Raw genomic sequence first — 7,874 nt, forward strand, 5'->3', positions numbered from 1 at the left:
GCATTGCCATTGAAAATCCTCCGGGCTAAGGTTTGAACACTTGAAGGGTTCACCCAGAGGCGCAGGCTTGTTCCTATCGTCGGTCTAGGCCAGATGCATTCTTTATCGGCGCTTGGGTGAAAGGAGGAGGGGTGAAATCTCCCACGGTCTGTACTGCGGCTAACAGTCAGAATCGAGCTTTGTCCCTCCTCCTCCCTTCAAGTCCTACCATACAAGCGAGCCTGCTCGCGAAAGCGGCGGGTCAGTACCGGTGATGTTGGCTGTACAGCCATCATCGCGAGCAAGCTCAGCTCCCACAGGGTCTAGCCCTGACACCGCCCTCGTGGCGAGGGAGCTTGCTCCCGCTGGGCTGCGCAGCAGCCCCAAACAACCGCAAGAAATCAAATACCGCAAACGCCTCCCGGAACGCCAAAAAGCAAAACTCGGAAAATGGAGCACCACATTTCCGAAACTTCCCACACCAACCCCCTTGAACTTCGCGCTACGGTCACATCCCAACCAATAGCCGGGAATTCCAAGGATGAAGGAAATGACCAAGAAAGCCGTGATCGTTTTCAGCGGCGGCCAGGACTCCACCACCTGCCTGATCCATGCATTACCGAAGTACGACGAAATCCACTGCATCACTTTTGATTATGGGCAACGTCATCGAGCAGAAATCGAAGTGGCGAAAGACCTCGCCCGGCGCTTTGGCGTTGCAGCCCATAAGGTACTGGACACAACCTTATTGAACGAGCTGGCTGTCAGTAGCTTGACCCGCGATAAGATTCCTGTCCCGTCGGCGAACAGCGCCAAAAATGGCCTACCCAATACATTCGTGCCGGGTCGCAATATTTTGTTTTTGACGTTGGCGTCTATTTACGCTTATCAGGTGGGGGCTGAAGCGGTCATCACCGGCGTGTGCGAAACGGATTTTTCGGGGTATCCAGACTGTCGGGATAGTTTCATCAAAGCCATGAACACCGCCATTGAGTCTGGCATGGATTACAAACTACGCATTGAGACGCCGCTGATGTGGCTGAATAAAGCCGAGACGTGGGCGCTAGCGGATTACCATAATCAACTGGAATTGATCATGAACTGCACCCTGACTTGTTATAACGGAATAGTGGGGAATGGATGTGGGGACTGTGATGCATGCAGTCTTCGCGCAAAAGGGTTGAATGAGTTCTTGGGAAATCGCGAAAAAACCACAGACAAATTTAAAAACAAGCTAGCGTTATAAACCTAAAAAGGCCAGCGGCCATCTACCGATAGCCGCTCTGCTCAGGCAGGTTGAGCGCCGACAACGTATTTCTTGAATAGCGATCTTGCTGCATAAGCGGGGAAAATATTAAAAATAGCAAAACACATTTTTATAGCTATTTGCACATAGACTATCTTCAGTATTTCGTCATTCGCCAACGCTCCATAAAATGCGATGAAGCAAAAAAGAAAGCTGTCTATAATGACCGCAAAGCAAGTGCTAAGCAACACTCGCAAAAATAGATATCTTGAGCTGGTCAACTCCTTTATCTTACTCAACAAATATGAATTGATATATTCAGAAAACAAAAATGATACAGATGAAGCAACCAGCGCCGACAGTACATGATCTATAACTTGCTCATAGGGGGCCTCAAGGTGCCAATCTGTCAAACCCGGAAGCCAGTTAGTAAAACCCAGCAATACTAGAATGAAGGCGTTGCTAGCGAAAGCAAAGTATATAGCTTTCCTGGCGAGCCTGAGCCCATAAGACTCATTTAATATATCGACCACGAGAAATGTCAACGGATAGAGAAACACTCCAGGAGTTACTACTACATCCAAAGCCTCTATATACACCAGCTTTGCCGCCGCAACATTGGTAAAAACATATAACGCAAACAGCACTAGGTTCAGAACAACATATGTCATCCATGAACGCTCGTGACGATCATTAACGTCATACACCGTCAACGTATTCTCTCCAGAGTAAAATTTTCTATAAACCTCCTTCACTTCCACCTTACTTAAATCATCTACAATTTCACTTTTCAACAAATCAGCCAGTTTTACCTTCACAACTCTGCCAGTCGAAACGACCATTATGACAGCAAGATTTTTACTTTTTTCGAAGCCCAGCAACTTATATTTGCCATTTTCGACTTCTTTGTTATAGACCATTAAACCGCTCCTCGATTATGCTCCCAACAATCAAGTCAGCATCACTTTCACGGTAGTTCTCCCTAACCACAAAGAGCCTTTTTGTCTCCTTGTTATAAACCAAAGTCTCCCCTTCGCCATTCAGCTCTCCCTTCTTTACTATCAGTAGATCGCCTAAGTCGTACATCCCGTCGATATCTGTTTCAAGTCGCACACCAATCAAATTGCTAGCAGTACCAAAGTAATAGGTCAAAGGGCAAATGGTGACCAACTCGCCAATTCTTTTGTTCATATACTGCACCAACTGATTTTGTTTAATCACAGGAACCGCCGCCGGGTTCATATTTCCATATAAAGAAACAGTACTTTCTATTACCTCCCTCCCTTCCAAATCAATGGTTTCGATTTCTTTGTAAGATACACCAAAGAAGTCGGAAATTTTACGAATGGTAGATTGCTGCACATTAACAACACGCCCTTCTAAAATGTTATATATAGTGGTCCGGGTCAAACCACTAGCATTACACAAAGAAATCCGCGTCTCACCACGACTTCTCATGAGGTATCTAATATTATTCTTTAAGTTTTCTGTCTTGTCTCTTTTGTACATATACATCACCACGCTGAAATCGCAATAAACAACATCCCCAACCAAGTCCCAGGGAGCAACCACAAGGGAACCGACATACTACACAGCTTGACTTTCCAAAAAAACAAACAGAGCTAGAAACATGGCATAACCCTCGCAACGATTACTTACAAGAACAAAAAAAGAAAATTCCTACAGTCATACCAAAAACTTTCCTACTGAAATATCAACAATTTCAAAACAGCCACCCCGCAAGAATCATTTATTTACACAGATGTTCAATATTTTGATTAATAAAATAGAATTTTCTGGTAATAAATAGACCGTACCGTCGTTCTCAACGTATGGCTTTCACCCACCTTGTGTGACGTATGGGATTGGCGACTTCTTAAAATCTTGCAAGGAGCTGCAAATGAAAAAGGTTACCTCGGACACCCTGCCCTTCGAAGACGCTGCTACCGAATACCTCATACCCAGCAATCGACACAGTCAGGAGCAGCCTGGACCCGTCAGTCCCGTATTCACAATCCTTCCCAACGTCGACACCCAATCCCTGCTCTGCCACGCCAGCGAAACCCTCGCCTCGCTGAACGCGGCCTTGCTGGCGAGCTGCAAGGCGCACACCGCAGCATGGCAATGGCCCTGCAACAACTGACAGAGCTGGGCGAGTTGCTGGTCAATCGTGCTTTGGAGAACCTGGAGCCACCCGTAGGCTTGCAGGACGCTTCGTTAAACACTCAACTTAACTCTCTTGAACCCACGGAGGTTTTGCCATGGAAAGATACAGGCCTGTCACCGGCATCGACTGCACCATCGCCTCGTTATGATCGACACCGAAGCGCCCCTGGATGTCTTGCATGAAACCGCGATTGATCGCATACGCGCCGCCACTCAACTCCTTGAAAACCTAGCGTTCGAAGAGGGTGCCTACAGTGAATTGGCTCGCGTGCTGGTGATCTCTTTGCGTGAGGGCTGCGATTTGCTGCATGTCGTCGGCCGACGCTTGCAGATGCAAGCTTGAACTCAAAAAAGAGAAGGGCTCCTATAGACGCCTCGGCCATTGTTCATGTAACTGAGCGTAAGAATCAGTGAAGTTGTTGGCCCCCTTCAAAAATCTGAATCGCCAGCGCTCACGTGTCGGACGACGAAACATTTGGCGCCAAGAAACAAACATGGCATACAGCTTAACGAAAATCCAAAACCTTTCCTGACTTGCTAAATATGTAGGCTGCGTCCGCATCCCTCTCAAACTACAAACATTTTTTCTGAGCCTAAACACGTCTTGTGACATAAGGTATTTCGGCGCTGGGTTAAGGGCTCGTTTTCTCCATATGGAGCACTTTTAATCTGCGATAAAAACCATCAACTCTTCACACGACTGCGAAGTTATATTTTCTCTTACGATAATGCCGGAAACATCCTACGCAGAACAAAGTTGACTGCCTCCCTCCGAAATCACTACATTAACTAACCCAGAGAAGACGCTACGACCAACCACACCACATGGAAATAATGTTCGACACTTACCAAAATAGCTAAAAATCAACAAATCAGATGTTGCGACCACCTAATACAGACATGTAATTTATTTTATATAAAGGTGTATCTTCATGACCACAAAAATAATAAACCTAGAGCTCCTCACCCAAGAAAAACACCAGATTCGTGGCTTGCTTGATGAGATCATTCAAAACCCTACCATGACTAATCAATATAGCTTTATGGAGAAAGCTACCTTGTATGCTCAGGAACTGCCACGAAGGATTCGCGAAGAGTTTTATAACTTCAAGCGGAATGAAGACGCTGCGGCAATTTTGGTCTCCGGCAATCCAGTACTGACTAACGGCGCAGGGTCAACCCCCTCTAGGTACATTGAGCTAGATGAAGACTACAGCTTGAATGATGCAAAAATTTTACATGGAATATATGGTTCATTACTCGGTGAGGGGATAGGTTTTACCTCACAGCGCGACGGCAGCCTTTACAATAATATTATCCCACTTAAAGAATATAGAACAACCTCCAATTCGAGCAGCGGTTCCATTCTAGATTTCGGGTTTCATGTAGAGGACGCTTTCCATCCTGCGCGCGCTGAGTACTTAGGACTCGTTTGCATGCGTAACGACGAACGTGTTGCGACCGTTATTTCATGCATCGACGAAATAGTACTCAACGCCGAAGAAAAGCAGATACTATTCGAACCAAGATTCAAAATCTCTCACAACCCCATCCATGACACCTCTGACATAGTAGAAGAAACCTCCCAAGCGATACTATTCGGTCATAAAAACGCACCATACGTTAGGGTCAATGCTGCTGCCTTAGATTTAAATGAATATGAGGGTATCGAACGTCAAGCTTTAGAAAAACTGCTGAACCATTTTGCAGAGAATCGTATTGCGGTCACACTCAAAGCAACGGATTGTTTCTTCGTTGATAACTACCGCTGCGTGCACGCCAGAGACTCCTTCCAAGCAAATTACGGCGATGGCGCTCGCTGGCTCGCGAGAGTAGTTTTCGCTTCTAGCCTGAAGAAGTCTCGCGAGATGCGAAGCTCCATAAATACTCGCGCCATCAATGCATAAAGAGGACTCCATGGACGCTGGCATGCCACCATTCGACACCTCCCCCATATTTTGGCTAAGCAGTGAAGATATATTTGATGGTACGCAACTGTTAAGTTCCAACAATCCAATTGTGGTATTCGATTCAGGTGTAGGCGGTTTAACAGTAACACGACAGTTAGAAAATCTGATCCCAAACGCGAACCTACTATATGTGGCAGATAACGAATGGTTTCCTTATGGGAATAAACCTGGTTTTGCAATTGCCCAACGGGTTCACAAATTGCTTGATCTACTCTGTGTACAAGTGACCCCATTAGCCATTGTTGTGGCGTGTAATACCGCCTCAATGGCCTTGCTAGAGCATGGGTTTGACAAGCTTAGGCACAACTATTTCTTAATCTACCCCCCCATAGTCGATGCGATTGATACATCAGAGAACAAAAATATTGTTGTGCTTGCAACCCCTAGCACAATGAAAAGCAAACACGTTATTAAAAACATAGAAAAAACTAAACTTCGCGCAAAAATATGGCCGATAGCAACACAGGCGCTGGTAGCACTCTCAGAGGCTAGATTAAAAGGGGAAGACATGAGTCTAGCTAGCTTCGCCGAACAGGTCGATAGTTATCTTACAGAAGAGCAGCGACTATCAATTGATACAGTTGTTCTAGGCTGCACTCATTTCCCACACTTAATCGAAGACTTACAAATAATTTTCCCAAATGCTCACAACTGGACTGACCCCGCCAAAAAACTTGCCACGCAAGTACTTTCTCTAACGAAAGGAATTATCGCCACAGATATGCCATTTAAGACTGTTCTATTCACAAGCAAGCGAGGCGCAGACAAATACCTACCAACGTTTACAAGAAATGGGTTCGGAACGATAGAACCCGCTAGCACCGGCGCCATTTTATAATTGAAACAGCCAACCAAGCATTTGTACTTTTGAAGGTGCGCGCCCCCTATACTAATTGGATCGCGCACATTCAATTTAATGCACCACAACTATAGCCTATTTTGCTGGGGCAATGATACATAGGAAGTCTGAGACATGAAAACACGAACTACACAGTATCGATGGGTCATCCTGGCAGTAGCCACTTTTGCCCAAGCCTGTGCCTGCTTCTTTGTGCAAGGGTTTGGCTCCATTGCGCTAAATATTCAAGCTGAAATGGCCCTTAGCAACTGGCAGATAGGGATATTAGTTTCAGCAGCACAGCTGATCCCGCTTATAGGCCTTTTAGTCGCCGGCGAGCTATTGGATAGATACAGTGAGCGGTTTGTTGTAGGTATTGGAACAATGATTGTTGGGGCCGCACTGTTCGGAGCAGCATTGGCCGACTCATACATTGAACTATTGATATTTCTGACACTACTGGGCCTTGGATACAGCACTGCCCAGCCAGGAGGAAGCAAATCAGTATCTAATTGGTTTGCAGGTAGTCAGTTGGGTTTCGCCATGGGCATTCGACAAGCTGGATTACCACTTGGCGGCGCAATGGCGGCACTACTGCTTCCGTTCATAGCCTTCCATTACTCGACTCAGGCGGCCTTCTTCGCGGGCGGTGTAGTTGCAATGTTTGGGGCAATTCTATTCATGCTGCTATACACGTCCCCAGAAGGACAAGCTTCCCCTTCAAAAAAACAAATTAACTTACGATCGGCAATTTCATCACGATTACTGATGGCGACGGATCCCTCCATGAGGAACATCATGTTGTCGGGCGCAAGCCTTACCGCATCTCAGTACGCCATTTCAGTCTTTTTAGTATTGTATCTTCACACTTCACTCGGCCTCGACAGCTTTGTTGCGACAATCATGTTCTTCGTGGTACTAGGAGCAGGTATCGTGGGAAGAATTGTACTTGCTACTTGGAGTGACCGCTGCAAGGCTGGGAGATACTACCCTGTATTAACTTGTCTGGGAGCGGTCAGTTTGATTCTAATTCTGCTACCATTTTTGAGAACCCAGAATCTGATCATCTTGAGTTCGCTCATGTCCCTAACAGGATTTTTTGCATACGGGTGGTATGGTCCATGGGTGGCATATGTTGCCGAGACCGCTCCAGTTGACCGCAAGGGCTTCGCACTGGGGATGGCCATGACGGCCAATCAGATCTCCGTCGTATTGGTACCACCAATCATTGGTCTTTCGAGAGACAGCCTTGGAACTTATGCCTATGGCTGGGCGGCATTGGCCTTACTCTCTGCAGTTGTGTTATTTACAACCGGAACGAGAAACAGAAAAAGTATTGCTAATTTATAAGAAAAGGAAGATCTGAATTACCGTAACTGCTCCATAAATTGGCCAGATATGAATTGCTTTACCCAAGGCGTTTTGAGCAGACAGTTACGACCTGACAAATGAAGAAGGCGCCTTACGGCGCCCTTCAAAAGCTCGGTTCTTAATTCATGCCTTTCTCTGATTATTTTCCCCACCTCAATTGATAAATTACAGGTTTACCTAGGGATGGTCTGAAATAGCCGGATGTTTTCCGGCTATCGAGCCGTCAGTACTTTTCAAAAAACGACCCGCGTCGAAATTTGATCCATTTTCTTCATTTTTCAGCCCTTCCGGGCGCAGCAAGGCG

The 7,874-nt window shown here is 46.1% G+C and carries 6 protein-coding genes and 2 pseudogenes; 6 read left to right on the plus strand and 2 right to left on the minus strand.

From position 1 onward, the window contains the following. Window positions 1–529 precede the first annotated feature (529 nt). Window positions 530–1,225: a 7-cyano-7-deazaguanine synthase QueC gene (gene queC, locus AACY42_RS27590; RefSeq protein ID WP_339483650.1), complete on the plus strand. Its 696-nt coding sequence runs from the start codon at window positions 530–532 to the stop codon at window positions 1,223–1,225. A gap of 41 nt (window positions 1,226–1,266) precedes the next feature. On the opposite strand, the gene AACY42_RS27595 is transcribed toward queC, so the two are convergent. Both AACY42_RS27595 and AACY42_RS27600 read right to left on the minus strand, forming a co-directional pair. After that, on the minus strand, window positions 1,267–2,145 hold the full coding sequence (locus AACY42_RS27595) for a queuosine precursor transporter (RefSeq protein ID WP_339483652.1): 879 nt from the start codon (window positions 2,143–2,145) through the stop codon (window positions 1,267–1,269). Continuing rightward, entirely contained in the window at window positions 2,135–2,734 is a 600-nt protein-coding gene (locus AACY42_RS27600; protein ID WP_339483654.1) for a helix-turn-helix transcriptional regulator, read from the minus strand. The genes AACY42_RS27595 and AACY42_RS27600 overlap by 11 nt, the downstream gene beginning before the upstream one ends. Window positions 2,735–3,125: 391 nt before the next feature. Here AACY42_RS27600 and AACY42_RS27605 point away from each other — a divergent pair. From AACY42_RS27605 to AACY42_RS27625, 5 genes and pseudogenes are all read left to right on the plus strand, one after another. Beyond that, window positions 3,126–3,349: pseudogene (locus AACY42_RS27605) on the plus strand (DUF6124 family protein); the annotation flags it as partial. Between the two features lie 137 nt (window positions 3,350–3,486). Further along, window positions 3,487–3,734: pseudogene (locus AACY42_RS27610) on the plus strand (hypothetical protein). 589 nt (window positions 3,735–4,323) lie between these two features. After that, the gene (locus AACY42_RS27615; protein ID WP_339483655.1) at window positions 4,324–5,298 is read left to right on the plus strand and encodes a TauD/TfdA family dioxygenase; all 975 of its coding nucleotides are present in this window, start codon (window positions 4,324–4,326) and stop codon (window positions 5,296–5,298) included. Between the two features lie 10 nt (window positions 5,299–5,308). Beyond that, window positions 5,309–6,199, plus strand: coding sequence for a glutamate racemase (gene murI, locus AACY42_RS27620; protein WP_339483657.1), 891 nt, complete (start codon window positions 5,309–5,311; stop codon window positions 6,197–6,199). A gap of 135 nt (window positions 6,200–6,334) precedes the next feature. Beyond that, window positions 6,335–7,549 carry an MFS transporter gene (locus AACY42_RS27625; protein ID WP_339483658.1) on the plus strand — a complete coding sequence of 405 codons (1,215 nt, stop codon included), beginning with the start codon at window positions 6,335–6,337 and terminating at the stop codon, window positions 7,547–7,549. Window positions 7,550–7,874: the final 325 nt, after the last annotated feature.

This window comes from Pseudomonas sp. RL_5y_Pfl2_73 (assembly GCF_963970515.1).
Classification (GTDB): Bacteria; Pseudomonadota; Gammaproteobacteria; order Pseudomonadales; family Pseudomonadaceae; genus Aquipseudomonas.

Coding starts and splice junctions, on each gene's coding strand:
- queC (WP_339483650.1), top strand. CDS start 530: ATGACCAAGAAAGCCGTGATCGTTTTCAGCGGCGGCCAGGACTCCACC.
- AACY42_RS27595 (WP_339483652.1), bottom strand. CDS start 2,145: ATGGTCTATAACAAAGAAGTCGAAAATGGCAAATATAAGTTGCTGGGC.
- AACY42_RS27600 (WP_339483654.1), bottom strand. CDS start 2,734: ATGTACAAAAGAGACAAGACAGAAAACTTAAAGAATAATATTAGATAC.
- AACY42_RS27615 (WP_339483655.1), top strand. CDS start 4,324: ATGACCACAAAAATAATAAACCTAGAGCTCCTCACCCAAGAAAAACAC.
- murI (WP_339483657.1), top strand. CDS start 5,309: ATGGACGCTGGCATGCCACCATTCGACACCTCCCCCATATTTTGGCTA.
- AACY42_RS27625 (WP_339483658.1), top strand. CDS start 6,335: ATGAAAACACGAACTACACAGTATCGATGGGTCATCCTGGCAGTAGCC.